Source organism: Saccharibacillus alkalitolerans (genome assembly GCF_011090185.1).
Taxonomy (GTDB): Bacteria; Bacillota; Bacilli; order Paenibacillales; family Paenibacillaceae; genus Saccharibacillus; species Saccharibacillus alkalitolerans.
Window position 1 is genome coordinate 291,080 of sequence record NZ_JAAFGS010000002.1, and the last position, 25,904, is coordinate 316,983.

Consider the following 25,904-nt stretch of genomic DNA (forward strand, 5'->3'; position numbering starts at 1 on the left):
CCTCTTCGGCGCCTCGCCGGTCGAACTGGAAAAGTTGATTGTCATATAAGTAAAAGCTCGTCCGAGGAAGAATGGTGAGAAGGAACGTTGCTGCTCTATCCGCTGAGCTATTCCGCCGCGTAATGACGGAAGCCGGATTCGAACCGGCGACCTGCCGATTAGAAGTCGAAGTAACCCTCTCTGGCGCCTCGGACGATCGGAAATTCCGCTTCCGGCCTGCCGGCCTTGGCGTATTCCCTTGCCTGTGTCCATATTCGCACGATGCGGAGCGAGGGAACAGGGCGGAAGTATGGCAATAACTATTATTGCCTGTTATACTTCGCGCCTTGGCGGAAGCATGGCTCCTGCGAAGACGCATCGCGAAGCTTGCGGCCAGGCAGATCATTGCCTGATATACTTCGCGTCTTAGCGAAAGCATGATAATTTCCACAACAAAAAGCCTTCCCCTCATAAAAGGGAAGGCCGTCCAAAATCAAAATAACGTAAGCCGATCGGCCGGATGCTCCGGCAGCACGGCCTCGATCAGATCCCTGACCGCCGTCTGCCCGGAATCCCGCAGCGAATCCGGCGAGTCCGTCAGATGCACGATCTCTCCCCGGTCCATGACGGCGACCCGGTCGCACAGCGTCATCGCGGCCTGAATATCGTGCGTGATGAACAGATACGACACGCCGAGCGAAGCTTTCAGCTCGGCCAGCAGGTCCAGAATCAGCGACTGATGCATCCGATCCAGGCTGCTGACGGGCTCGTCGAGCACGATCAGTTTGGGACGAAGCGCGATAGCCCGGGCGATATTGATCCGCTGCAGCTGTCCGCCGCTGAATTGATCCGGTCGTTTGCTTCCGTCGTCAATGGACAATCCGACCTGTTCCAGCAGTTCGCCTGTCCGCCGCTTCAACTCTCGGGCCGACAGCCGCTCGTAATTGCGAAGCGGCTCGCCGATGATCTGATCCGCGGTCATCAGCGGATTGACGGAGGAATGGCAGTCCTGGAACACGACCTGCACCTCCCGGCGCAGCGTTTTGCGGAGCCGGCCGCCGGCCGCGTACAGATCCCGGCCTTCGAACAAGACCTGCCCTTGGTGGGGCTTTTGCAGACCGAGCACGACCCGGCCCAGCGTGCTTTTCCCCGCGCCGCTCGTCCCGAGCAGTCCGAGACAGCAGGCGCTTTCCAATTCGAAGGAGACCCGCTTCAGCACAAAATCACTTTCGCTTCGGGATCTCCACCAACTTCGATGACCGTAGCCGTAACCGACTTCCTGAACCTGGAGCATATCAAGCTTCCTTTCCGATGCGGGGTCTGGCTTGCAGCAGCATGCGCGTGTATTCGTGCTTAGGGTCGTCGAACAGTTCGTGCACGCCGGCATATTCGACGATCTCGCCTTTTCTCATCACCGCGACCTCGTCCGCCATCTGGGCGATCACGCCGAGATCATGCGAGACCAGCAGAACGGAAGTGCCGCATTCCGTCTTCAGCCGCTCCAATTCCCGCAGCACCTGAAGCTGATTGACGGCATCCAGCGCGGTCGTCGGCTCGTCGGCGATGACCAAATCCGGACGCAGGCACAAACAGATCGCGATCATCACGCGCTGAAGCATCCCTCCGCTCAACTGATGCGGATAACGCTTCATGATCTTGTCCGGCTCGGGCAGGTTGACCGATTCCAGCGAGCGGACGGCCTGCTCCCGGGCCTGCGCTTTGGACAGCCGCGAATGAGTGCGCAGCGTCTCGACGAACTGCGAGCCGACGGTATATACCGGCGTAAAAGCGTTCATTGGATTCTGCATGATGCAGCCGATCTCTTTGCCGCGGATTCGTCTTAACGCTCTGCCCGGCAGATCGGTCAGTTCCCGCCCGTTTAACCGGATGCTCCCCTCCACCGTCATTGATCGCGTATCCAGAAGCCCGAGAATCGCGCTGCAGGTGAGGGATTTTCCGCTTCCGCTTTCGCCGACGATCCCCAGCACCCGGCCGCGCCCGAGGCTCAAGCCGACCGACTGGAGCAGCTCCGCAGGCTCGCCGGCTTTTAATCCGACCCGCAGACCGCGGACTTCCAGCACGTTGGTTTCCCGCATCTTTCCCCCTCCTTTTCAGCATTCGCTTTCCGGCTTAACGCTTGGCGACGCCGTAACGTTCGGACAGCGCTTCGCCGACGATATTGAACGTGATCACGACGATCAGAATCAAAATTCCCGGGTAGATCATCAGCTCCGGGTGGCTGCGGATATGGCTCGTGCCTTCGTGGATCATCGCTCCCCATTCCGCGTTGGGCGGCTGAATCCCCAGTCCCAGAAAAGACAGCGCGGAAATGTCCATGATCGCCCAGCCCATCTCCAGCGTCGCGATCACCACGATCGGACGCTGCACGTTGGGAATGATATGCCTGCGGATAATCTGCCACGAAGACGAGCCGCTGACCCGCGCCGCCGCGATGAACGGCCGCTCTTTCAGCGAGATGACCATATTTCGGCAGATTCGCGCGTAATACACCCACTGGACCATCAGCAGCGCCAGAAGCACCTGCATCAGCCCCGGTCCGAAGATTCCCACGATGCCGAGCACCAGTACCAGATTCGGAAAAGCCATAATCCCTTCGCAGACGCGCATGATCAGATTATCCAGCCAACCGCCGACGTAACCCGACAGAGCGCCGATCAGAATCCCGAGCACCAACGAGGACAGAAAAATCACGAACGCGAAGCCGAGCGAGACTCTGGCTCCGTAGATCAGGCGGGAAAGATTGTCGCGGCCCAAGTGATCGGTGCCGAGCCAATGCTGCGCGGACGGTCCGTCCAGCTTATGCGCCAGATCGACTTTCACGGGATCATGCGGCGCGATCCAGGGCGCGAAGATCGCGACGGCGAAGAAAAAGAGAATCAAAACCGAGCAGGCCGCGATCGTATGCCGACCTTTCAAGGCCGTATGCCATTTTTTGCTCACGTATTCGCCCTTCCTTCCGTCAAGATCCGCGGGTCCATATACATCTGGATCAGATCGACGATCAGATTGCATACGATGAACAAGCAGGCCGCCAGGAAGACGTAACATTGAATGACCGGAATGTCCCGGTTAAAGATCGCTTCCACGAAATACCGCCCGAACCCCGGCCACGAGAAGACCTGCTCCACGATAATGGTTCCGGTCAGCAGCCTGCCCATATTCATGCCCATGCTCGTGATCAGCGGCATGATCGCGACCTTCAGCGCGTGCTTCAGCACGACGGAACGTTCGCGCAGCCCTCTTGTCCGGGCATATCGCACGTACGTCTCGTCAAGCTGCTCCGACATGGCGGTACGCAGCATGCGCGTATATAAGGCGATCAGCACGAAAGACAGCGTGATTGTCGGCAGCACCAGATTCCGCCAGTCCCCCCGTCCTTCGACGGGCAGCAGATCGAGCTTGACCGCGAAAAAGAACATCAGCAGATAGCCCAGCCAGAACTGCGGAATCGAAGCGCCGAAATAGGCGATCGCGCGGGTCAGAAGGTCGACCCACCCCCGCCGGTAGACGGCGGCCAGAACGCCGAGCGGCACGCTGACCAGCACGGAGAACAAGATGCTGCTTACGGCCAGTTCGGCGGTCGCGGGCAGCCTTGCTTTCACTTCGTCCCATACGGGACGATTGGTCAGATACGAACTGCCGAAGTCCAATCGGGCGATTCGGCCGAGCGTATCGACGTACTGCTCGATCAACGGGCGGTCCAATCCGAACTCCCGCCGTTTCTGTTCCAGCAGCTCGGGCGTCGGATAAATATGGGCCGCCGTCAGATAAGCTTCCGCCGGATCGACCGGGGAAATATGGATAAGCGCGAACGTCACCAGCGTGGCGATAAACACGATCGGCACGATGGCCAACATTCTTTTGCCGACATAACGAATCAATGCTGCGTCCTCCTCGATGAACCGCGCGGCGCTTGTTACGGCGTCTGCGTCTCCAACCCTGCGAACGGATTTTCGTCACGGTTCGCGGGGAATTCGAACTTCGTAATTTTTTTCTGATACACGGCCGTTTTCTTGATGTACGAAATCGGAACGATCGCGGACTGCTCCTGCAGCGTCTCCAGAATCGAGCGGTACAGTTCGCGGCGCTTGTTCTCGTCGGTCGAGGACAGCACTTCATGGATGCTCTTGTCCAGCTCCTGCTTCATCGGAATCGCGCTCAGCGTCTCGGAGACGCCGAAGCCCGGGCTGGATACCACGTTCACGAAAGAATGCGGATCGTACGGCGCGCCGTAGTTGTACCAGAAATACAGATCGAAGTCGTTCGCTTTAAGGCGCTTGATCTGCACGGTCAGCTCCAGTCCCGTCAGATTGACCTGCACGCCGAGCTGGCTCCATTCCGCCTGAATCGTTTCCGCCATCGCTTTCTGGATCGGATCGGTCTTCTCATAGATCAATTCGAACTCCAGCTTCTGGCCGTCTTTCTCCCGAACCGTCTTGCCCGCCGGCAGCAGCCAACCCGCTTCGTCCAGCAGAGCCTGCGACTGTTCGACATTGTATTCGACAGGTTTCAGATCCACGTCGGTATACGGATAGTTTTTGGACAGGATCGTATCGGCCGGCTCTTCCAGCCCGGACGTGATGCCTTCGACCATCGCTCTCTTGTTGAAACCTTGATGCAGCGCCGTGCGAACCCGAATGTCCGCCAATTTGGGATTGGAGGAATTCAGCAGCAGGCTGCGCGTGCCGACCGGGTCGGACAGCTTGGAGGTATATTCGTCATTCGCCTGCAGCTCCTGGAACGCATCCAGACTGATGACGCCTTCGCCGTAAATCAGGTCCAGCTCGCCTTTTTCGAAAGCCGCCACTCTCGTTTCCGCGTCGGGAATGATCTTCACCGTCACTTGATCGATCGCCGGCGCGTTGCCCCAATAATTCGGATTGCGCTTGAACACCGCGTATTCGTCCTGCTTGTATTCCGCCAGCAGCCACGGACCGGTTCCGACCGCCTGCTTCACGCCTTCCGCCGTGTCGCCGTTATCCGGGAATCCCGCTTCGCCGAGGAAACGGAACGGCCGAACGACCGATAGATCCTGCAGCACCGGGTAATACGGTTCGGTCAGCGTCAGTCTGAACGTATGCTCGTCCACCGCTTCGGTCTGGTCGATCACGCCGACGACGCCCAGCCAGTCGTGCGTATCCCGATGCTTGAGCACCGCGTCGAAGTTCTTTTTGACGATCTCGGCGTTGAAGTCGCTGCCGTCGGAGAACTTCACGTTCGGCCGCAGATGGAAGGTGTAGCTCTTTCCGTCTTCGGAAATGTCCCAGGACTCGGCCAGCGCGGGTTCCAACTTGCCGTTCTTGCCGTAGCTGACCAGCGGCTCGTACAGCATCGACTGCGCGAACAGCTGCGACGGGTTATACGTATGAGGATTCATGGTCCCGATATCGCGAGGCCACGAAATGGTAATCGTTTTGGCCGAAGCTTGGTCTTGCGCGGAAGATTCGGCAGTCGCTTTCGATTCTTCTTTGCCGCTGCAAGCCGTTAAAGCAACCAGCAGCAAAAACGCTCCGATCAGTACCGCCGAACGGCGATGGATATTGAACATGCAAAAGTTCCCCTTTTCTTTTTCTGATGATTATTCTGATAATGATTCTCATATTCATTCGTTACATTATCGAGCGATGACTGTTTTGTCAATGCTAAGTCATTAGTTGCATATTCTTTCAACGGGAAAAGTCCGCTAAAAATCTAATCATTGTTCCCGATTTCAACACGCGGCTGGAAGTCATTTCTCCAGGGGCCAGCTCGCTGCTCTGCCCGACGTAACTTTCTCGGCAGTGTGAGACAATATATGTATTGCCATACTTACGCCCTGTCCCTCCTCCCTCCTTTCCGCTTAAAATGTGCATACGCGAAGCGCCCGGATTTTTACAAATGATTTCATAATCCCTACAATAAAGAGGTACGAGAAACGGAGGATAGTCTCATGGCCAAAGAAAGCTTCGACAAGGAGATCCAGTTCCTCCGCCTGCTGGCACTGACCGGCGGCGGCTACGACCGGCAGCAGTTCGCGGGACGGCTGGGCATCTCCGTACATACTTTCGACAAAACGGTGCGGCGCCTGCGCGAAGTGAGCGGAGACGCGGATTTTGCCGACCTGTTCCGCTACGGGTACGCCGATTCGGCCGAGCCGGTACTGCTGTTCCTGTACCGGGCCAAGTCGATGAAGGAATCCGAGAGCCGCCGGCTGCCGCTGCTGCTGACGTCGCTCAAAGGCAACCCGCAGACGGCCGCCGAGCTGATGGACGCCTGCTGCGAGCAGCTTCCGCCCGACGCCGTCATGCCGGACGAGAAAACGATCCGCTCCGACCTGCGTTATCTGGAAGAGATCGGCGTCGTGCGGCGCGAACCGGGAGGCCGGCCGTACCGCTACATCCTGAACAATGACCTGACCGACTGCCTGTCGCGTAAGGAACTGATCGACCTGTACGAATTCGTCGACATCATGGCGAACACGCAGATCCCCTCGGTCCAGGGCTATCTGCTGCGCGACAATCTCAAAAAAGCGCTCAAAGCCGCCGTGCCCGAGGAAGAGTGGGACGACGGGCTGCTGGAGCCTTTTTCCTATAAATATCATTACGACGCGCGCATTCTGGACGAAGCCCATCTGTACACGCTGCTGCGGACGATCCGGCTGCGCACACGCATTTCGTTCCAATACTTTTCGCCCAAAAAACGCAAAAGCTACGCCGCCAAAGACACCAATCCCCTGTTCGGCCGCGAAGGCGAAGCCCGGCGCGAAAGCACGCTCCCGCTCAAAGTCGTCTACGACCACCAGTACGGCAGATGGTATCTGATCGGAGCGGCGCCCAAAGGCCGGTTCGTCAAGTTCCGCATGGAAGGCATGGTCGACATCGCCGAAGAGCAGCAGGTGCCGGAACCTTATTTCACGTTAAAAAAAGCCGATCTCGACGAGCGCATGCGCTTCAGCTGGCTGATCGACACGGGCGAGACGGTGACGGTACGGGCAAGATTCTACCGGCCGGCGAACGGACAGGCGGACTTCATCGAAGAGCGCGTCCGGCTGCAGGGACAGTGGGGCGAGATCGTGGAAGAAACGCCGGAATCGTTCGTATACGAGATCAAGGTCAACGGTATCACCGAAATCCGGCCGTGGCTGCGCGGATTCGGCTCGAGCTGCGAGGTGCTGGAACCGGCGGAGCTCAGACAGTCGTTCATCGACGAATGGAAGGAGATCGCGGACTATTATGATGCATCCGTTTGAGAAAATATTCAGCTACCAGCTGTCGTCCCGTCTGGAAGATACGGGCGTCTACACGCTGACGTCGCAGGAGCGCTCCTGGCTGAAGCTGATGCTGGAACACCCGGCGGCCGCCGAAGCGCTCGAACCCCGCACGATCGAGAAGCTGCGGGAATGCACGCTGGACGACGGAATGCCGGACCTGACCGGCGGGCTGGAGCAGAAAGCCGGCAGCCGCGAGGTGCAGACGGTTCACCCGCTGCTGGGCGAGCTCCGCTCCGTTTTGCGCCGCCGTCAGGGAATGCGGCTTCAATGCCGGACCAAAAAAGGCAAACTGAACGATCCGCAGCCGGGCATTCCCTGCAAACTCGAGTATTCGATGGTCAAGCGCGAATGGTATCTGCACTGGTACAACTCGGCGACCCGTTCGCTGATGCATACGCGGCTGTGCCATATCGTGTCCGCGGAAGAGGTGCGCATGGCCCGCTCCCGTTACGAAGAACTGTCGGCGCAGGCGCAGAAAAGGATCGCGGAAGGCCCGCGTTACGAAGCGACCGTCGAAGTCATCCGCGTGTTCAATGCCGAGCTGACGCGGATTCTGCACGCTTTTTCCTGCTTCGACAAGCGGGTCGAGTTCGACGAGGAAGAACGGACGTACCGGATTCACCTGACTTTTAACGGCAGCGAAGGCGAATACGTGCTGACCAAACTGCGCTTTCTCGGCAAACGGGTGAAAGTCGTCGAAGGCGAGTATTTGAAAAACCGGATGCGGATGACGGCGAGAAAAGCGCTGGCTCTGTACGGGGCGGAGGCTGAGGCGGAAACCGGGGCAGACGCGGCCGGAGCAGGTTACGCCGCGGCTGCCGGGCCGGACGTCGAGGCGCGGACGGAAGCTCCCTCGTCTGCGGATACGCGGCCGGCCGAACCGGAAGGCTCCGGCGGGCTGGCATCCGGAGCTTGAATTCCGCATAAAAAAGAGGCTGAACCGGATCGCTCCGGCTCGGCCTCTTTTTCGTCCGTCTTCTTTTTGCGGATTACACGAACGTGATCTCCCGCTCGCTCCACTCCGTCTCCTCGTACGCCTGCGCGATGCCGACTTCGCGGATGCGGTCTTTCGGCACGACCTTCTCGCGCAGCGTCGCCGTGATCTTCCCGCCGAACGGCGAAGGATCGGCTTTGATCGTCTGCTCGTCCTGCCAGCTCAGCTGCAGCAGCCCGCCTCCGCCGAACGGCTCGGAGCCCGGAATGCCGTCTTTGAACCATTCGTGCTCCTCTTCCTTAGGCGTGCCCGGCGCGTTCAAGCAGACGTACAGCGACATGCCGTCGCAGGTCTGCAGCACTTGGCGGTGCAGCAGCAGCGTCTCTTCCTGCACGCCCGTATACTTCGAACGAATACGCTGCTGGCGCTCTTCCTCGTGCTGCACGAACGCCACGCACTCCTCGCGGTCCGACGTGCGGATATCCTCGAACACGCTGTAATACAGGGTGTTCAGCAGCGCCGCGTAGGGATGCTTCTCCTCCAGCTCGTCGATGCCCATCCGGTAAAAGGTAAGCTTCGGCAGCAGCGGGTACTCGTTGAACGAGTAAGGCGCATGCAGCTTGTCGTCCCATACCGGCGTTTCGTCGGGACGGATCCAGGCGCGGTCGTGTTCCGTGACGCCGAGCACGATCGCCTCTTTCGTCACTTCCGGCATACCCGGCGACGGCCCCACTCTTTCCATCATGTAAAATTTGTCCTGAAAACGTTCGGCCGCCTGCCCCGCAAAGTTTCCGTGGTCATGCTGCCGAACGAGCACGAAGTGGTGTTCGGTCTCGCGTACGATCATTGGTCGGTTCCCCCATTCTTTGCGGCGGGGACGCGGAAGCGATGCCGGTCCGCGCACCCGTCCTTTTGTTCCGTCGTCATACCGTTCATTACCCGAATTGCCGCTTGGCCGTAACGGAAAGCGGTTTTGAAACGTATAAGCTTAAATAAGCCGAAAATCTCCATGGAAAGGAGAAGCCTATGAATTCAAACTCCGCGGATCGGCCTTCTTCACGGTCCGAGCTCTGGATTCGCGATAAAAAGCGGTTCCGGCTGGCCATGATCCTGACCGCCGCCCTGTCCGTGCTCTCGATTCCTTACCCCGGCACGCGTCCCTTGTACGAAGAAGCGCTGCTGGCGCTGCGAATCCCGCTCTTTCTTCACTTGCCCGGCGGCGTCCAACCTTTTCATTATACCGGATTATTGTTTATCGGCGGCATTTTGTGGACGCTCTACTTGATCCTGAACTCGCTCAACCGCCAGCGCTTTCTGTTTTGCCTTTTTCTCGTCTGTCTGATTCCCTTCCTCAACAAAGCGCTGCTGGCCGGTTTCCTGACGCTGGTCCCGCCGGGCATCTACGCGGTCGATCTCGATCAGGAACAATCGGTGTGCCATACAGTCGTTCAAGACGCGCAGATATCCGGCGGCTGCATGCTGGTCGCGCACAATCACGGAAGCGAAGCGATCGACGGCGCGGCTTCGGTACGGATCTTCTATAAAGGCGGCATGAACCGGGACACGTTCGTCGACGCGGAGCTTGATCCCGTGCATCTGGACCCGCGCGGCCCGGCAAGAATCGAAAGCAGCTTTACCGTTCGGCCTTCGCGGCTTGAAGACCTTGAAGGAACGTCAGGCATAAGCAGCGCTCTCCAAAACGGCAATTTTCTGCTCACGATAAGCGACGGCCGCCGGGAACGGACATGGGGTCGCACCTGGATGACGGACCGGCGCTGACGCTCCCGCCATTTCCGTCCGGACAAACCGTAACGAAAACTGTACGCGCAGCGTTCAATTCAAGACAGGCATCCTAAAAAGACTTCGATCCAAGCACCGGCAAAGGAGGCCATTCGCATGCACAATCCATCCCACAATCCGTCCGCGGCCGATTACTATTCCGGCAAAACGCCCTGGATCCGCGACAAAAAACGTTTCCGCAGGGCCATGATTCTGACCGCCGTCCTGACGCTGCTGTCGATCCGCTATCCCGGTACGCGTCCCCTGTACGAAGAAACGCTGCTGGCTCTGCATATTCCGCTGTCGATTCCGCTTCCCGGAGGCGGGAATTTCAATTATTCGGGCCTGATCTTTCTCGGTTTCGGGCTTCGGGCGCTGTTTCTGATCTGGGATTCGCTCAATCGGCACCGGATCTTGTTCTGCTTGGCGCTGCTGTGGCTGCTGCCGATGTTGAGCAAAGCGGCGCTGACCGGCTATCAAATGCTCGTCCCATCCGGCGTCTACGCGCTTGCCGTCGATCAAGACCAGAGCAACTGCACTTATCAGTTCGAAGACGGCAAAGTCGCCGGCCAATGCTCGATTTTGGTCAAAAACAACAGCGGAAGCGAAGTCACGATTCAGCCTCGAGCGCGGATCGACTACGGATCCGCGGACGGGCAGCAGGGAGCAGACGTCTCGTTCGATCCGATCGTGCTCCCGCCCCGGCAAGCCCGGTATGTCGGCCCCGAATTCAGCGCGGAATTGGCCGGCGAAGAACGCGGGACGACGGGCAGCGGATTCGCCCATTTGGGCAGCGGCTTCATTCTGACCCTGGACGACGGTAAACGCGCGCGCACATGGAGCGATTGAAGCGCGGCGTCATCAACGCGAATCCGCTCGGAGCCGCGGCACGTCCACCCGGACGGCCGCGGCTTTTCCCGAAGTTTTCCGAGACTTTTTCGCTTCGCCAACGCTTATTCCCGCGGCCGCCCGTATCGTTCTCCGTCGGCGGCCGCTCTTTTTCCTCATTTTTCGAAAACGATTTCTGAACATTCCAAGTCATTTGTGCCCAACCCATTGTAAACCGCTTACATCCCTATTATACTCTAGTTGTTTACGACCAATCGAGGGTATTTTGAAAGGAGTCCATACGATGAAATTCGGTTACTTCGACGACGCCCGCAAGGAGTACGTCATTCAGACGCCAAAAACGCCTTATCCGTGGATCAACTATCTGGGCAACGAGCAGTTCTTCGGCCTGATCTCCAATACGGCGGGCGGCTACTCGTTTTATCGCGACGCCAGACTGAGAAGATTGACCCGCTATCGGTACAACAACGTCCCGCTCGACAACGGCGGCCGTTACTTCTACGTGCATGACGAAGGCGATTATTGGACGCCCGGCTGGATGCCGGTCAAGCGCGATCTGGACTTTTACGAATGCCGCCACGGCCTCGGCTATACGTCGATCACCGGACAGCGCGGCGGCGTAAAGGTCAACCAGCTGGCCTTCGTTCCGCTCGGATTCAACGCCGAAGTGTACCGCGTGACCGTGAGCAACGTCGGCGATTCCCCGAAAAGGGTTTCGCTCTTCTCCTACCTGGAATTCTGTCTCTGGAACGCGCACGACGACATGACCAATTTCCAGCGCAATCTGAGCATCGGCGAAGTCGAAATCGAGGATTCCGTCATCTACCATAAGACCGAATACCGCGAGCGCCGCAACCATTACGCCTACTATTCCGTCAACCGCGGGATCGACGGATTCGATACCGACCGCGACTCGTTCCTCGGCGCGTTCAACGGGCTCGACACGCCGAAGGTCGCCGCGGAAGGCAAATCGGGCAACTCCGTCGCCAGCGGCTGGTCGCCGATCGCCTCGCACGGCATCAATCTGGAACTAGCGCCGGGCGAAGAACAATCCCTGATCTTCATGCTGGGCTATGTGGAAAATCCGCAGGAAGAGAAATGGGAAAGCCTGAACGTCATCAACAAAAAGCCGGCCAAAGCGATGATCGAAGCGTTCGCCACCGACGATCAGGTCGATGCCGCGTTGGCCGACCTCGCCGCTTATTGGGACGGACTGCTCGGCAAATATTCGATCGACAGCAGCGACGAGAAATTGAGCCGGATGGTCAATATTTGGAATCCGTATCAGTGCATGGTTACGTTCAACATGTCCCGTTCCGCTTCGTATTTCGAATCCGGCATCGGCCGGGGCATGGGCTTCCGCGACTCCAACCAGGATCTGCTCGGCTTCGTGCATCAGATTCCGGACCGCGCCCGCGAACGGATTATCGATATCGCCTCCACCCAGTTCGACGACGGCGGAGCTTATCACCAATACCAACCGCTCACCAAGCAGGGCAATAACGAAGTCGGCAGCGGCTTCAACGACGATCCGCTCTGGCTGATTACCGGCACGGCCGCCTATATCAAGGAAACGGGCGATTACGGCATCCTCGACGAAGAAGTGCCGTTCGACAGCGGACGCCAGGGCAGCGCGACGCTGTTCGAGCACCTGAAGCGTTCCTTCGACCACGTGACGAATAATCTCGGCCCGCACGGCCTGCCGCTGATCGGACGCGCCGACTGGAACGACTGCCTCAACTTGAACTGCTTCTCGAACGAACCGGGCGAATCGTTCCAGACGACGACCAACCTGGACGGCAAAACGGCGGAATCCGTCTTCATCGCCGGACTGTTCGTGTTCGCCGGACCGGACTACGCGGAACTTGCCCGCAGACGCGGCCTGGAAGACGAAGCGGCCCGCGCCGAACGCGAAATCGAAAACATGCGCAAAGTCACGATGGAGCACGGTTTCGACGGCGACTGGTTCCTGCGCGCTTACGACTACCACGGCGAGAAGATCGGCAGCCGCGAGAACGAAGAAGGCCAGATCTTCATCGAGCCGCAGGGCTTCTGCGTCATGGCGGGCATCGGCGTCGAAGAAGGACTGGCCGAAAAAGCGCTGAACTCCGTGCGCGACCGTCTCGAAACGGACTACGGCATCATGCTTCAGCAGCCGGCTTACTCGAAATATTACTTGAACCTGGGCGAGATCTCGACCTATCCTCCGGGCTACAAAGAAAACGCCGGCATCTTCTGCCATAACAACCCTTGGGTGACGATCGCCGAGACCGTCATCGGCCGCGGCGACCGCGCGTTCGAGACGTATGCCAAGATCGCGCCGGCGTATCTCGAAGACATCAGCGAAGTGCACCGCATGGAGCCTTACGTCTATTCGCAGATGATCGCAGGCAAAGACGCGGTGCGCGAAGGCGAAGCGAAAAACTCCTGGCTGACCGGCACGGCGGCCTGGAACTACGTCGCGATCACGCAGGCGATTCTCGGCATCCAACCGGATTACGACGGCCTGCGCGTGAACCCTTGCATTCCGCAGGCGTGGGACGGCTACAGCATCGTCCGTTCGTTCCGCGGCGCCGAATACAAGATCTCCGTTCAGAACCCGGATCATGTATCCAAAGGCGTCAAATCCGTCACCGTCGACGGCACAGCGGTCGAAGGCAATGTGCTGCCGGTGTTCGAAGCGGGCAGCAGCCATGAGGTCGTCGTGGTGTTGGGCTAATCTTTTTGGAAGTTTGCTAAAAGATCGCTTTTATAACAATCTCAACGCGTAGAGAAAGTCCGACGCTGCCGGCTTCTATCGCCGACGTGACTCTCTCTACAACCTAAGGGCGGGAATACCGCCCTTTTTGCGTTTCCGTATATAGTCAAAATGCTGCGAGCATCCAACAAATTCACTTAATCAATGACTGATCGACGTAAAATGTTGCGAGTATCCATCATTTTCACAAGAAAGAGCCTCAAATCGTTAAAAAGAGCTGAAAATGATGGATAGCTGCAACATTTTCGAGGAAATCGGTAGACGAGAGCGAAAATGATGGATGGCTGCAACATTTTATGTCGTTTTATTCGCATTCATTGGATCAAAGCCAGTTCAACGCCTCGCCGCGCAGCTCGTAACGAACGATATATCGGGGTTTGTCCGTTTTCGGATTGGCGTAGACCGCATTCAGGGCGCCTTTTTCGCACAAAGACTGCAAAATTTTGATCGCGGTGCGATGGTCGATTTGAAAATGCGTTTTGATATCGATCGGTCGAAGCGGACGAGCCAGCGTGCAGGCCAATCGAATCGTTTCCCGTTCCGCAAGCAAGCCTGATTTGACGCATACCGGACTTTCGGAACTCGTATACCGCCCTAACAGCATCCTCAGCAGCGTGATGCACAATTCCGGGCGTTGGGACACGTCGTCGTAAGCGAAAGAAACTACCTGAAATCCCATAGCGGTCAGAAACGTCTCGCGGTTCAGCTCTCGGCAAAATTTGCGGCGGTCCATGTCCTGGACATGCGGGCCGAAGCCTTTGATCTCGATGATCAGTTTCACGTAAGGCGTGATCCAGGCGAAATCGCAAAAATAAGCCAACCCCCTCCAATCGGTCACTTCGTACTCGGGATGCAGGCGGTCGAAGTTTTGGCGAAGCGGCCACCAGACGTTTCGGCAGAAAAGCCGTTCGGCTTCGCGGTGTCCGCGCTGCAGGCGATCCCGGCGTTCGCCGGAGCGCTCCGCAAGATGATGCTCGAGAAACAGGCGATGCGCGGAGTCAAAATCCATAAAAATACCTCCCGGGTCTAAGAGTGCGTACAGGCAGTACGGGCGGCAAGAAAACAAAAAACGCCCCGGCTGCCTTTCCCGGTAACAGGAAAGGAGCGGGACGTTCTTCGTCGCCGATCCGTACAAAAAAACGATTGCTTTTATTGTAGAACGAAACGGGGAAGAATGCCAGCGGAGTGCAAATTCGGACTTTTTCTTTATTTTGACCCTTCGATCTTTAGTTTCGCCCCTTTTTGTAAGGGTTTTCATCGTATAGCTTAGATAAGGAACCCGCTTCAAAAGATCCGTCGTCTGCTTTTGACCATTTACCGAAACGGAGGAATCCCATGAGCACCCGCAAAAGGATCAAGCCGTCCCGCCGTTCCCAGTCCCGTTTTCCCCGCAGAGCCGCTGCCGCGGCGCTCGCTTTTGCCCTGATCGCGTCCGCCCTGCCGCTTCAGGCCAGCGCCGGCGATACCTGGCCGTTCCGAGGCGACAGCGCCCACGGACAAAACCAGCCGAGCGTGCACGGATATACCGCCGGCCATATTCTCGACTGGACGCCCGAACGCGATCCCGACGCCGAGCTGCTGCGTTCGCGCGTGCCGCTTCAGCCGCGCATCGCGCCGTTCGCCGCGACCCAGGCGAATCCGTCTCTCAGCCCGGACGTGCATATGATGAACGTGGCGGGCGATTACGGCAACGCGTTTATCGAAAATGCGCCTTATACCAACAAGTTCGCGCAGTACCATTTCAACTTCTGGCAGTACACGGATTACTATTCGTACTGGCACGGCACCGCGACCGCTTATACGCCGCCGGAATATTACGACGAACTTGCGCAAAAAGACTGGCAGCAGAAATGGTTCGAATTCGGCATGCTGAACATTCCGAACCCGACCTATACCGACGCGGCGCACAAAAACGGCGTCATGTCGCTGGCCGGCATCTTTTTCTCCAACAACGACCGCGGCCAGCAGACGTACAAGCAGATGATCGTCAAAGACGAAAACGGGAACTTTCCGGTAGCGGAAAAGCTGATCGAGATGGCGAAATACTTCGGCTACGACGGCTACTTCGTCAATCAGGAGGAGATCGGGCCGAACGTCGCCGTCGCGGATATTCCGGATTATCAGGAGTTCGTCAAGACGCTGAAGCAGTCGGGCCTGTACATCCAGTGGTACGATTCGCTCGATACGGATACAGGCTCGAACACGTTCGCGCGCACGTTCCGGGATAACAACATCATGTTCCTGCACGACAAGGAAGACGGGCAGCAGGTGTCGGATTCGTTCTTCTTCGATTACGGCATGGGCAAAAATCAGATCGACGCCGCGGAGAAATTCCTGGCCGATTGGAACGCCGAGTACGGCACGGATTTCAATCTGTTCGACCACGGCTACGCCGGATTGGAAGCGGGCCGCGACCGGTTCAAAAACGTTCAGGGCTCGGCGCTTCAAGCCAAGCTGAGCGAGAGCGGGCAGCCCCGGACCAGCCTGGCGACGCTCGGCGCGGACTTCGTGCACGCGGGCCTCGACGAAGACATGGGCCAGGGCTGGCCGAGCAGCCGCCGCAGCGAAAACGGCTATCAGTGGATGACCGATATCCGCGAACGGCTCTGGTGGTCGGGGCCGAATCTCGATCCGTCCGACACGGCCGTGTCCGCGCAAAACACGGCGTCCGACGTCTATGCGGACAATCGCTATTGGCCGGGCATCGCTTCCGTGATCGCGGAGCGTTCGGTCGTGGGCGGCGATACGTTCCGCACGAACTTCAACACCGGGCACGGTCTGGATTACTACGTGAACGGCAAAGTGTCGAACGGCGAAGAATGGTCCAACATGAGCCTGCAGGACATCCTGCCGAGCTGGCAGTGGTGGCAGGAAACGGACGGCAGCCGGCTTGACGTCGCCTTCGATTACGGCCGTCAGTACGAGACCGGCGGCCGCTTCGACCATCCGTTGATCGGCGCGTACGAAGGCGGCAGCTCGCTGGCGCTGCGCGGAAAACTCGACGCCGAGACGTTCCTGCGGCTGTACAAGACGGATCTGTCTCTCGGAGCGGATTCGACGCTGGAGGTGACGTATAACAAGAACGTCAAGAGCGACGACTCGCTCATGAGCGTCGGCCTGATCTTCGCGGACGCTCCCGAAGAAGTCGTGAAGGTCGAAGTGCCCGGCAGCGGAAAGAAAACGCAGGGATGGAAAACGGCGGAGCTGGACCTCGGCGCTTACGCGGGCCGCGAGGTCGCCGCGTTCGGACTGGCGTTCGCTCCCGGCGCCAAGCCGGTGCAGGACTACCGCATGAACGTCGGCGAGCTTCGGATTTCGAACGATGCGCAGGCCGCTCCTGCCGCGCCTACGGGCCTTTCGATCGATTCCGTCTACCCGGAAAGCGGCGAGATGGTCGTGAACTGGAATCTTGACGAAAATTACGACGACGTACAGATGTACAACGTCTACGTCAACGATACGTTCGTAGGCGGCAAATACGACGAGACGTTTTATATCAAAAACATTCCGGCGCAGTCGGGCGTCGTGAAAGTGAAAGCGGTCGGACCGGACGGTAAGGAAAGCGCCGCGGCCGAAGCTCCGTTCAACCTGAACAAAGCGCCCGCACAGCTCAAAGCCGTTTCCGGCGCGAACGGCGAGCTGACGGTAAGCTGGACCGTGCCGCGCAGCGTCAAGGGCGATACGACGGTCGGTATCCGCACCGTCAACCGGACGACGACCGGGCAGCCGATCGAAAAGACGCTGACGATCCCGCACGGCGAGACGAAAGCGGTATTCAAGGATCTGCCGGAAAACGGCGACGAATATATCGCGACCGTCAGCAAAAACGGCTTGACCCCGGTCTCGATCGCCGGGACGCTTGCCGACAAAGTCGCCGAGCCCTACGCGGAAGACTGGTCCTGGAATGGCGACACGCTGAGCCTGCCGATGCCGAATACGCGCGATTGGCGCTATCTGTACGTCTACGAGGACGGCAAACTTCGCTCGTTCCCGACGACGTACAACGTCGGCGACCGCGACCGGATCATCCGCGGCCGCACGACCAAAGCGAGCCTCAGCTTCGTCTCGACGGCTTCGAAAGTCGAAGTCGTGCTGGAAGATTACAGCGGCAACAAGTCGGAGCCGGTCGTGCTGCGAGGCGAGTAAGGCGGCGCGACGCGGTGCCGGCGCGCGGCGAAGCAGGGGTGACGCGGTGCGGTGCCGGCGAAGTGCCGGCGAAGCAAGGTTGACGCGGTGCGGTGCCGGCGTGCGGCGAAGCAGGGTTGACGCGGTGCGGTGCCGGCGCGCGGCGGCAGGGGCTCCGTCGAAGCAGCCTCGGCGGCGAAGGCGCTTGCTCGGCCGGAGCTGCTTCTTCGAAACGTTCTCGACGACCGCCGCGCAAAATAACTGCAAATAAGCAGCTATTTTTTAAATGTACGGGCATTTCAATAAATTAAGCGCATATGAGCAGTTATTTCGCCAAATTCGTGCCCCAAATGCCGATTGTGCGCGAAATAGCTGCTCACCTGCACTTATTTTCGATTTTCGTCTGTTTTTTCCGCAAATAACTGCTCCTGTGCAGTTATTTGTCCGTGCCGGCAATCCGATCGGCCGATGCGCAAGCCAAGAAAAAGAGCCTCTTTTCTCCGCGGAGAAAAGAGGCTCTTTTATCGCTTGCTTTTCGGTTTGGTTTTCGGTCTGCTTTTCGCTTGGCTTTCCGCTTTGCTTTTCGGTCTGCTCTTCGGTCTGCTTTCCGGTTTATTTCCCCGTTTCGGCAAATGTGCGAATCCGCTCGCCGATCTCGTCGCGCACTCGCCGGAATACTGCCCATTTTTCCTCGTCCGTTCCCTGCGCCTTCGCCGGATCGTCGAAGCCCCAGTGCTCGCGGCGCACCGTCGGCGGCGTCACCGGGCATTTGTCCGCGGCGTCCCCGCACAGCGTCACGACGAAATCCGCGCTGTTCAGAATCTGCGGGTCGATGATATCGGACGTCTGGCCGGTAATGTCGATCCCCGCTTCCTGCATCGCTTTGACGGCGTTCGGATTCAGCCCGTGCGCTTCGATGCCGGCGCTGAGCACGTTCCACTCGTCTCCCAGATACTTTTTGCCCCAGGCTTCCGCCATTTGACTGCGGCAGGAGTTGCCGGTGCAGAGAAAATACAGCGTTTTTTTGGACATGATCGATCTCTCCTTCAAGTTGAATGGAATAACGGAATCAGTAAACCAGCATCCACAGATACAAGCCCAGCAGCGTAATGAACAGAACCGGGATGGTCAGCACGATGCCCGTTTTGAAATAAGTGCCCCAGGAAATCTTGACTCCTTTGGAACTCAGCACGTGCAGCCACAGCAGCGTAGCCAGCGAACCGATCGGAGTGATTTTCGGACCCAGGTCGGAACCGATGACGTTGGCATAAATCAGCGCTTCCCGGATACTGCCGGACGTATGCGTCGCGTCGATCGCCAGCGCGTCGATCAGCACCGTCGGCATATTGTTCATGACGGACGAGATGAAAGCCGCCAGGAAGCCCATGCCCATCGTCGCCGCGAACAGGCCTCCGTCGGCCGCCCGCTGAATGGCGCCCGCCAGCACATCCGTCAGTCCGGCATTGCGCAGGCCGTACACGACGACGTACATGCCGACCGAGAAGAAGACGATCGCCCAGGGCGCGCCCTTGACCACTTCCGGAACCGAAACGGAGGAGCTGCGGCCGGCGATCAACAGGAACAAGAGCGCGATGACCCCTGCCACGACAGACACCGGAACGGCGAAAAATTCACTGATGAAGTAGCCGACCAACAGCAGAGCCAGCACGTACCAGGAGAGCCGGAACATCCGCTTATCTTTGATCGCGTCCGCCGGCGTTTTGAGCCCTTGGACGTCGAAATGCACCGGGATGCTTTTGCGGAAATACAAGTACAGTACCAGGATGCTTGCGCCCAATGAGAATAAGGTCGGCACGATCATGCGTCCGGCGTATTCCATAAACGTAATTCCGAAAAAGTCCGCGGATACGATATTGACCAGGTTGCTGACGACGAGCGGCAGCGAAGTCGTGTCCGCGATGAAGCCGCTGGCGATGATGAACGGAAAGACCTTTTTCTCGTCCAGACGCAGCGCGCGCACCATGGCCAGCACGATGGGAGTCAGTATGAGCGCCGCTCCGTCGTTGGCGAAAAAGGCGGCGACCAGGGAGCCCAGCACCGTCACGTAGACAAACATGCGGATGCCGCTTCCCTTCGCCGCGGCGGCCATATGCAGGGCGGCCCATTCGAAGAAGCCGATCCGGTCCAGTATGAGCGAGATCAGGATAATGGCGATAAAGGCCAAAGTGGCATTCCACACGATTCCCGTCACGTCCGCGACGTCCTGCAGGTCGACCACGCCCAGCAGCAGCGCCAGCAGCGCTCCGCCGCAGGCCGACCACCCGATCGACAGGTTGCGGGGCTGCCAGATCACGAACGTCAGCGTAATCAGGAAAATCAGGCAAGCAAGAATAACAGACAGCACGGCGAAACCTCCGTCGATAAATTGAAAGCCACAGCATACATATGCCTTATTAAATAAGCATATGCTTATATATTAAACGCGCCTCTTCCTTTCGGGGAGACGAACGGATTTTCTTTTAAGAACAGCAAATCGAAGATTCCGGGCCGCAGGCGGCTTCGGGTTGTCTTTTTCCCATAAGGCGCAAAATTTCGGCCGGCTCGGGCAGAGATCCGAGAATCGCCGCGATATAAGGTTTGTCTTCGATATTCGGCGAATAATAAACCCACTGTCCGCGCCGCTCTTCGCGCACCAGCCCGCCTTTTTTCAGCTTGCGCATGTGCTGGCTCACGGCCGGCTGCGACATATCGAAAATTTCGACGAATTCGCACACGCACCATTCGCGCTGACGGAGCAGGGCGAGCATGGTCAGCCTTGTCCGGTCGCCGAGCAGCTTGAGATGTTCCGCCATTTCACCGATCGGGTCCATTCTCTTCCTCCTTCGCTTCTTGCAAAATCATCATAGTACAGCGCTCTAATATAAGCAAGCACTTATTTATCCCCAAAAATAACTTGCATAATGCAAATAAATAGTTTATAACGGAGTCACGAGGTGAAACCATGACAAACAAAAGAGAACTGTTCCAAATCATGACGAGACGTTTCGGACTGCTGAACAAAAACTGCTGCAGCGTCGGAGGGCACGACCTGTCCGCCGCGCAGAGCCACATTTTGTACGAGATCGACCGGGCGGAAGCCCCTTCCATGCAGCAGGTCGCCGAGTCGCTGGGAACCGATATCACGACGTTCAGCCGGCAGATTCAAAGCCTGGTCAAAATGGAATTGATCGAAAAGTCGCCGTCTCCCGCCGACCGCAGAGTATCGCTGCTCTCGCTGACGACTACCGGCAAATTCGTCGCCGCGACGATCGATACCCAGATGAACGGCTACCTGGACGAAGTGTTTTCCTATCTGACGCCGTTCGAACGCGAAACGGTGCTCCGTTCCATCGATCTGCTGAACGGCGCCATGGCCAAATCCGACCGCTGCTGCGCCCCGATCAGAGACGATCAAGCCGAAGATACAACGCCGAACGATCCCGAATAACTTGATTTATGCAACAAAATATAATTCAATCCCTCTTATCAAAAGGAGAATGATCCCTCATGAATTCGATCGACAAAGACCAGATTCGTCAAAACGTACGCAGCCATTACCGCGGGATTGCCGCAGTTCCTTCTTCCTGCTGCTCCGCAAGCAGCCTTCCCGACCGGGACGCGAACGCCGCTTCCGCGCTGATGGGCTATTCCGACGCCGAGCTGCAGGCCGCTCCCGAAGGCGCGAACCTGGGTCTGGGCTGCGGCAACCCGCAGGCCATCGCCTCGCTGCGTCCGGGCGAGACGGTGCTCGACCTGGGCAGCGGCGGCGGCTTCGACTGTTTCCTGGCAGCGCGGCAGGTCGGCGCGGCAGGGCAAGTCATCGGCGTCGACATGACTCCGGAAATGATCAGCAGAGCCCGAAGCAATGCCGAAAAGGCCAAGGCGTCCAACATCGAATTTCGCTTGGGCGAGATCGAGCATCTTCCGGTCGCGGACAACGGGATCGACGTCATTATTTCCAACTGCGTGATCAATCTTTCCCCGGATAAGCAGCAGGTATTCGACGAAGCGTTCCGCGTGCTGCGCAGCGGAGGCCGGCTGGCGATTTCCGATATCGTGACGACGGCCGAGCTGCCGCCCGCGATCAAAAACGATCTGCACGAACTTTATTCGGGCTGCATTTCCGGAGCTTCTTCCGCCGCCGAACTGACGACAATGCTGGAACGAAGCGGTTTTGCGGATATCTCCATCGAACCCAAGGAAGAATCCCGAAGCTTCATCCGCGATTGGGTGCCGGGGGCGCAGATCGACGACTACATCCGCTCGGCCGTTATTCGCGCCGTCAAGCCTTAAAAATCGGAGGGGGTACTGTCATGGAAGAAAAAACCGGGATACTCTCTTCGTCGTCTCTGTCGATTCGTCCCGCGCAAGCGCGGGATCTCGAGACGATTCGCGACATTTACAATCAAGGGATCGAGGACGGGTTCGCCACGCTCGAGTCGGCGCCCAAGACGTCCGGCGACATGCTCGCCTGGTTCGAGGAACATCGCGGCAGATACGCCGTACGGGTCGCGGAAAAGGGCGGCGAGGTCGTCGGTTGGGCCTCTCTCAACCGTTATGCGCAGCGCTGCGCTTATGACGGAGTAGCGGATCTGTCCGTCTATATCGCGCGCACCGAACGGGGAACCGGCGTCGGAACCCGGCTGCTGGAACAATTGGAGCGGGCCGCGCTGGAGCAAGATTTCCATAAAATCGTGCTGCTTGCCCTCCCCTTCAATGCCGCGGGCCGAAAGCTGTACCGCAAAGCCGGCTACCGGGAAGTCGGTACGTTCGAGCAGCAGGGCATGCTGAACGGCCGCAGAGTCGACGTGATGATTATGGAAAAGCTGCTGGGAGAACGAGGCGCAGCCGAGTAGCAGCCGAGTAGCAGCCTAAGCCAAACGAAAACGAGCCGCACGGTGCCCGAATCCGCACCGTGCGGCTCTCTTCTTGATCTTCCTTTTTCTCCGATCGTTACGCCCAGTACTCGTCGGGCTTGTACGTGATTTCCGCTCCCGTGCGGATCGTCAGCGCGGAAGTCGATTCGTCGTAAGTCACATCGTGCTCGCCGACGTAGAACCAGTGCTTGACCGGAGGCGCGCCGGGCGGCTCTTCGAAGTGGAATACGTTGAGTTCGCGGCGGACTTCCCGGATCTCTTCCGCCAGCCAGGGCGAAATTCCCTGAATGCTCAGCACGGCGCCGCCGTCCTCGCCCAACCGTTCGAGCGTATAGGTCACGTCGTCCGTCCCGCTGTTGACGAACATGCGCCCCGTCACCGCGTGCTTGACGAGAATGCGCTCGTAATCATGTTCTGATGCAGTCATATGTCGCTTCCTCCTTTTTCCGCTTACGGCAGATCGACCAGCATGTAGAAGACCGGGCTGTTTCCGATCAGCGACAGCTCCGGCGCTTCCGTGATCCGGGCGGTGTCGCGGCGTCCCAGGCTGACGGTATCGCCAGCGCCGGAGACGTTCAGTTCTCCTTCGATGACGAACAGGAAGACGCGGCGTCCCGCCGCCTGCTTGAATCCGATCTTCTGTCCTTCCTCCATCCGGCTCAAATAAATCGTCATATCCTGTCCCATATCGGTCACGCCTTCGAGTCCTTGACCGGACGCGATCGCCACCAGAGCGCCGTCAAGCGCGGCGGTATCGAACTCGCCTGTCGTATAGGAAGGCGCTTTGCCCCGCTCCGCCGGTTCGAACCAGAGCTGCAAGATATGCACGTCTTCGTGTTCGGACGGATTATGCTCCGTATGGATCACGCCGGTTCCCGCGCTCATGCGCTGCACGCCGCCGAAGCCCGTAACGGCGACGTTGCCCAGGCTGTCTTCGTGGCGCAGCCTGCCGGACAGAATGATCGAGACGATCTCCATGTCGCTGTGCGGATGCGCGCCGAAGCCTTTGCCGGGCGCGATGACGTCGTCGTTGCAGACGCGCATCGGACCGAATTTGACGTTCTCCGGGTCGTAATACTCCGCGAAGGAGAAGCTGTGGCCGCCTTTCAGCCAGCCTTTGTCGTATTCGAAACGCGAACTTGCCGGATATACTTGAATCATGGTAGGGCATGCCCCTTTCCGATTGGAAGTCTGGAAAACAAAAATAAAGTTAGCGGCTTAATAAAAATTATAACCGAAAAATCTCTACGCCGTAAGCCGGCAGTTCCAGCTCGCTTCCCGGCCGTTCGCCGCTCAGCAGTCCTTCCCCTCGGACCGCTTCGGCATAAATGCCGCCCAATCGGAATTTGCGCGCTTCGCGTCCCAGATTCAGCACGAACAGATAGGAACCGGAATCGCCGCCGCGCACCGATATCTGCACCCCTGCGGGCAGTCCTTCCGCGCAGGCCAAACCGCGCTGCATGGCGATGCGCAGCAGCAGGCTGCGCAAATAATCCTCCTCGGGATGCGTGCCGAGATAATACGTCTCTCCCCGCCCGAACTCATGGCGGGTCACCGCCGCCTCGCCCGCGAAAAAGACATGGCCGCCGTATCGGGCCAGCACTTCCGTGCGTTCGCCTTCTACGGGGTCGAGGATATCCGCCCATTGGCTGCAGGCGAACTGCCCGCCCTCTTCCGTATCCAAACGAACGATATCGCTGCCGAGCGGGTCATACTCCCGCACCGTCACGCCGGCGCAGTCCGACAGCAGCCCGGGAAGCGGCCGCATCACGCAGACATTATTCATGTTCTTCACGCCGGTTCGCGCCGTCAGCAGCAGCGTGCCTCCGTCGGCCGCGAAACGGCACAGCCGTTCCGCCGCTTCTTCGTCCAGCAGATACAGATTCGGCGCGATAACGACGCGATAGCCTTCCAGCGGCTGGCGCCAGTCGATCACGTCGCAGCCGATGCCGAGCTTCGTTAATGCCCGGTGGTATTCCTTGATATTTTCGTAATAATCGAAATTGTCGGTCTGCTTCTGGATGCGCAGCGCTTCAAGCTGTTCGTGCGACATAAGGATCGCCACCTGAGCTTCCGGCGCCGTGCCTTCAAGCAGCGGGGCGAGGCGCCTTACTTCCTCGCTCGTCTGCGCGAATTCGGCCAGCCGGCGGCCCGGCACGCTGCTGTGATCGATCAAGCCGTGCCAGAACTGCTCCGCGCCGATCGGAGCGCTGCGCCAGCGGAAGTGCACGACCGTGTCCGCGCCGCGGGCGATCGCCTGCCAGGCGTAAGCCCGGATATAGCCGGGCTGCGGCATGCGCCACATCGGCATCCAAGCGCCCGGCGAGCCGCTCAGCTGCTCCATGATCCAGAAGTTCTTCCGCTTGACGCCGCGGGTCACGTCGAGCGACAGCGCGCCGCTGTAAGGCGACGTCGCGGCTTTGTCCGGCGACGTGTTCGGATAGTAGTCGAAAGAAGCAAAATCCAGCGCCTCGCCGACCTTGTACAGATCCAGGCGCTGCGGGTAGCTGTGGAAGTTGTGGGTGATGAAATGGTTCGGACAGTGCTTCCGGATCGCCGCGATCTGCCCGTTCTGGAAATCGGCGACCGTGTCCCACTGGAAGCGGGCGAAGTCCAGCAGGAACGACGGATTCTGATACGGCGATCCGCCGAGCGGCGGCGTAATCTCGCTCCAGTCCGAATATTCTCCGCTCCAGACGACCGTGCCCCACTCGCGGTTCAAGTTATCCAGCGTGCCGTATTTGCGGTATGCCCAGTCGCGGAAGTCTTCCGCCGCCTGCGGACTCTGGCTGTCCAGCATGCTGAATTCGTTGTCGGTCTGCCAGCCGATTACGGCCGGATGACCGGCGTAACGCTCCGCCAACTTGTCGATCAGCCTCTCGCCGTAACGGCGCAGCGACCGGCTGTTGAAGCAGCGGTGGCCGCGCACGCCCGGATAATACACCGAGCCGTCCGGGAAGACCGGCAGCACGTCGGGATGCTTGTCCGTCAGCCATCTCGGCGGAGTATGGGTCGGCGTTCCGATGACGACGTCGATCCCGTATCGGCCGAACAAGTCGATCGCCCGGTCCAGCCAGCCGAAGTCGAACTCGCCGTCCCGGGGTTCCATCCGGCTCCAGGCGAACTCTCCGATCCGGACGACGGCGACGCCGGATTTTTGCATCAGCGAGACGTCTTCCTCCCACAGCGCTTCTTCCCAATGCTCGGGGTAATAGTCGACGCCCATGCGGACGCTCTCGTAAGTAAGCCTCTTCTGCGGCTGTGTCATGACGGTTGCTCCTCTCGAGGTTCGCTTGCATGCCTTTGCGCGTTCGCTTGCATGCCTTTGCGCGT

Annotated in this window: 22 protein-coding genes; 9 read left to right on the plus strand and 13 right to left on the minus strand. The window is 58.7% G+C overall.

Features of this window, described 5'->3' with window-relative positions:
- Window positions 1–472: 472 nt before the first annotated feature.
- Genes GYN08_RS06920 through nikA form a run of 5 tightly spaced genes read right to left on the minus strand, consistent with a single transcriptional unit; the run spans window position 473 to window position 5,548 of the window.
- Entirely contained in the window at window positions 473–1,273 is an 801-nt protein-coding gene (locus GYN08_RS06920) for an ATP-binding cassette domain-containing protein (RefSeq protein WP_166273408.1), read from the minus strand.
- A 1-nt stretch (window position 1,274) separates the two neighbouring features.
- Entirely contained in the window at window positions 1,275–2,075 is an 801-nt protein-coding gene (locus GYN08_RS06925; RefSeq protein ID WP_166273410.1) for an ABC transporter ATP-binding protein, read from the minus strand.
- A 34-nt stretch (window positions 2,076–2,109) separates the two neighbouring features.
- Window positions 2,110–2,940 carry a nickel ABC transporter permease subunit NikC gene (gene nikC, locus GYN08_RS06930; protein WP_328802901.1) on the minus strand — a complete coding sequence of 277 codons (831 nt, stop codon included), beginning with the start codon at window positions 2,938–2,940 and terminating at the stop codon, window positions 2,110–2,112.
- Complete coding sequence (gene nikB / locus GYN08_RS06935) at window positions 2,937–3,881, minus strand: nickel ABC transporter permease (protein WP_166273414.1); 945 nt, start codon at window positions 3,879–3,881, stop codon at window positions 2,937–2,939. Before nikB ends, nikC begins: the two co-directional genes overlap by 4 nt.
- A gap of 35 nt (window positions 3,882–3,916) precedes the next feature.
- Entirely contained in the window at window positions 3,917–5,548 is a 1,632-nt protein-coding gene (gene nikA, locus GYN08_RS06940) for a nickel ABC transporter substrate-binding protein (RefSeq protein ID WP_166273416.1), read from the minus strand.
- Between the two features lie 381 nt (window positions 5,549–5,929).
- Here nikA and GYN08_RS06945 point away from each other — a divergent pair, with 381 nt between their 5' ends.
- Window positions 5,930–7,228: a helix-turn-helix transcriptional regulator gene (locus GYN08_RS06945; protein WP_166273418.1), complete on the plus strand. Its 1,299-nt coding sequence runs from the start codon at window positions 5,930–5,932 to the stop codon at window positions 7,226–7,228.
- On the plus strand, window positions 7,212–8,165 hold the full coding sequence (locus GYN08_RS06950; RefSeq protein ID WP_166273420.1) for a WYL domain-containing protein: 954 nt from the start codon (window positions 7,212–7,214) through the stop codon (window positions 8,163–8,165). The genes GYN08_RS06945 and GYN08_RS06950 overlap by 17 nt, the downstream gene beginning before the upstream one ends.
- A gap of 73 nt (window positions 8,166–8,238) precedes the next feature.
- Here GYN08_RS06950 and GYN08_RS06955 read toward each other — a convergent pair whose 3' ends face one another.
- On the minus strand, window positions 8,239–9,030 hold the full coding sequence (locus GYN08_RS06955) for a DUF3891 family protein (protein ID WP_166273422.1): 792 nt from the start codon (window positions 9,028–9,030) through the stop codon (window positions 8,239–8,241).
- 179 nt (window positions 9,031–9,209) lie between these two features.
- Here GYN08_RS06955 and GYN08_RS06960 point away from each other — a divergent pair, with 179 nt between their 5' ends.
- The 3 genes from GYN08_RS06960 to GYN08_RS06970 all read left to right on the plus strand — a co-directional run bounded on the left by GYN08_RS06960 (window position 9,210) and on the right by GYN08_RS06970 (window position 13,530).
- The gene (locus GYN08_RS06960; RefSeq protein ID WP_166273424.1) at window positions 9,210–9,962 is read left to right on the plus strand and encodes a hypothetical protein; all 753 of its coding nucleotides are present in this window, start codon (window positions 9,210–9,212) and stop codon (window positions 9,960–9,962) included.
- Between the two features lie 117 nt (window positions 9,963–10,079).
- On the plus strand, window positions 10,080–10,811 hold the full coding sequence (locus tag GYN08_RS06965) for a hypothetical protein (protein WP_166273426.1): 732 nt from the start codon (window positions 10,080–10,082) through the stop codon (window positions 10,809–10,811).
- A 283-nt stretch (window positions 10,812–11,094) separates the two neighbouring features.
- Window positions 11,095–13,530: a GH36-type glycosyl hydrolase domain-containing protein gene (locus GYN08_RS06970; RefSeq protein ID WP_166273428.1), complete on the plus strand. Its 2,436-nt coding sequence runs from the start codon at window positions 11,095–11,097 to the stop codon at window positions 13,528–13,530.
- Between the two features lie 361 nt (window positions 13,531–13,891).
- Here the strand turns inward: GYN08_RS06970 and GYN08_RS06975 are convergent, their stop codons facing one another.
- Window positions 13,892–14,578: a DUF559 domain-containing protein gene (locus GYN08_RS06975; RefSeq protein WP_166273430.1), complete on the minus strand. Its 687-nt coding sequence runs from the start codon at window positions 14,576–14,578 to the stop codon at window positions 13,892–13,894.
- Window positions 14,579–14,904: 326 nt separating this feature from the next.
- Between GYN08_RS06975 and GYN08_RS06980 the strand changes: the two genes are divergently transcribed.
- A complete protein-coding gene (locus tag GYN08_RS06980; RefSeq protein WP_166273432.1) occupies window positions 14,905–17,715 on the plus strand; it encodes an endo-beta-N-acetylglucosaminidase in 2,811 nt (936 codons plus the stop codon).
- Between the two features lie 591 nt (window positions 17,716–18,306).
- On the opposite strand, the gene arsC is transcribed toward GYN08_RS06980, so the two are convergent.
- The 3 genes from arsC to GYN08_RS06995 all read right to left on the minus strand — a co-directional run bounded on the left by arsC (window position 18,307) and on the right by GYN08_RS06995 (window position 20,525).
- Window positions 18,307–18,726, minus strand: a complete 420-nt coding sequence (gene arsC, locus GYN08_RS06985) for an arsenate reductase (thioredoxin) (RefSeq protein ID WP_166273434.1) — start codon at window positions 18,724–18,726, stop codon at window positions 18,307–18,309.
- A gap of 37 nt (window positions 18,727–18,763) precedes the next feature.
- Complete coding sequence (locus tag GYN08_RS06990) at window positions 18,764–20,059, minus strand: arsenic transporter (protein ID WP_166273436.1); 1,296 nt, start codon at window positions 20,057–20,059, stop codon at window positions 18,764–18,766.
- A gap of 115 nt (window positions 20,060–20,174) precedes the next feature.
- Window positions 20,175–20,525 carry an ArsR/SmtB family transcription factor gene (locus tag GYN08_RS06995; RefSeq protein ID WP_166273438.1) on the minus strand — a complete coding sequence of 117 codons (351 nt, stop codon included), beginning with the start codon at window positions 20,523–20,525 and terminating at the stop codon, window positions 20,175–20,177.
- A gap of 131 nt (window positions 20,526–20,656) precedes the next feature.
- Here GYN08_RS06995 and GYN08_RS07000 point away from each other — a divergent pair, with 131 nt between their 5' ends.
- The 3 genes from GYN08_RS07000 to GYN08_RS07010 are packed head-to-tail and all read left to right on the plus strand — an operon-like array spanning window position 20,657 to window position 22,550.
- Entirely contained in the window at window positions 20,657–21,142 is a 486-nt protein-coding gene (locus GYN08_RS07000; RefSeq protein WP_166273440.1) for a MarR family winged helix-turn-helix transcriptional regulator, read from the plus strand.
- Between the two features lie 59 nt (window positions 21,143–21,201).
- Window positions 21,202–21,987, plus strand: a complete 786-nt coding sequence (locus tag GYN08_RS07005) for an arsenite methyltransferase (protein WP_166273442.1) — start codon at window positions 21,202–21,204, stop codon at window positions 21,985–21,987.
- A gap of 20 nt (window positions 21,988–22,007) precedes the next feature.
- Window positions 22,008–22,550, plus strand: a complete 543-nt coding sequence (locus tag GYN08_RS07010) for an arsinothricin resistance N-acetyltransferase ArsN1 family A (RefSeq protein WP_166273444.1) — start codon at window positions 22,008–22,010, stop codon at window positions 22,548–22,550.
- A 97-nt stretch (window positions 22,551–22,647) separates the two neighbouring features.
- On the opposite strand, the gene GYN08_RS07015 is transcribed toward GYN08_RS07010, so the two are convergent.
- The 3 genes from GYN08_RS07015 to GYN08_RS07025 form a co-directional block, all read right to left on the minus strand.
- Window positions 22,648–22,998, minus strand: a complete 351-nt coding sequence (locus tag GYN08_RS07015; protein WP_166273446.1) for a hypothetical protein — start codon at window positions 22,996–22,998, stop codon at window positions 22,648–22,650.
- Between the two features lie 23 nt (window positions 22,999–23,021).
- Complete coding sequence (locus GYN08_RS07020) at window positions 23,022–23,732, minus strand: pirin family protein (RefSeq protein WP_166273448.1); 711 nt, start codon at window positions 23,730–23,732, stop codon at window positions 23,022–23,024.
- Window positions 23,733–23,799: 67 nt separating this feature from the next.
- The gene (locus GYN08_RS07025) at window positions 23,800–25,839 is read right to left on the minus strand and encodes a beta-galactosidase (RefSeq protein WP_166273450.1); all 2,040 of its coding nucleotides are present in this window, start codon (window positions 25,837–25,839) and stop codon (window positions 23,800–23,802) included.
- Window positions 25,840–25,904 lie beyond the last annotated feature (65 nt).